We start from the raw sequence: 597 nt of genomic DNA on the forward strand, positions 1-597 counted from the left end.
GGATATTGGTTCTCGTACGTCGATCGTTGGGGTGCGTAAAGATGGGCGTCCCGCTGGACAGTGGGATATCGCTCAAACCCCTGCTGGTCGTAAGGCAGCGGTGAAAAAGCTGCAGGCGCTCAAGCCCAAGTCGATCGTGATGGAGGCGACCGGAATCTATTACCTGGACCTGGCCCTTTAGCTGCATGCTGCGGACCTTCCTGTTTCGGTGATCAACCCCAAGAGCTTCCATAATTTCGCCAAGCTGATGCTGGTGAACAGTAAAACTGACTCGATAGATGCTCAGTTGCTGTCCGAGTACGGTGAACGTATGACACCGCGCTTGTGGACACCGCCAAGCTCCGTACAGCTTGAGCTGAGGGCTCTTGGCCGGCACATCAATCGTCTGGTCGGGCACCGCACCAGGGCGAAGAATGAACTGCATGCATTGCAGGCGACCGCTACGACCGTGTCGATGCTGATCGAAGATCAAGAGGAAGCGATTGCCACTTTGGACAATCGCATTGAGCGTTTCCGCAAGGCCGGACGTGAGTTGATCGCTCAGTGTCCGACGCTTAACCGGCAGTACAAGCAGTTACTAGCGGGCCCGGGAATGGG

The 597-nt window shown here is 56.3% G+C and carries 2 protein-coding genes; both read left to right on the top strand.

Annotation, left to right across the window (positions count from 1 at the left end):
• Positions 1 to 181: hypothetical protein (locus tag EOE48_RS29655; protein ID WP_210249612.1), on the top strand; the 181-nt coding region annotated here is incomplete at its 5' end.
• Positions 182 to 208: 27 nt separating this feature from the next.
• Positions 209 to 597, top strand: a 389-nt coding sequence (locus tag EOE48_RS28495; protein ID WP_210249613.1) for an IS110 family transposase, incomplete at its 3' end; no start/stop codon positions are given.

This window comes from Methylobacterium oryzihabitans (genome assembly GCF_004004555.2).
Taxonomy (GTDB): Bacteria; Pseudomonadota; Alphaproteobacteria; order Rhizobiales; family Beijerinckiaceae; genus Methylobacterium; species Methylobacterium oryzihabitans.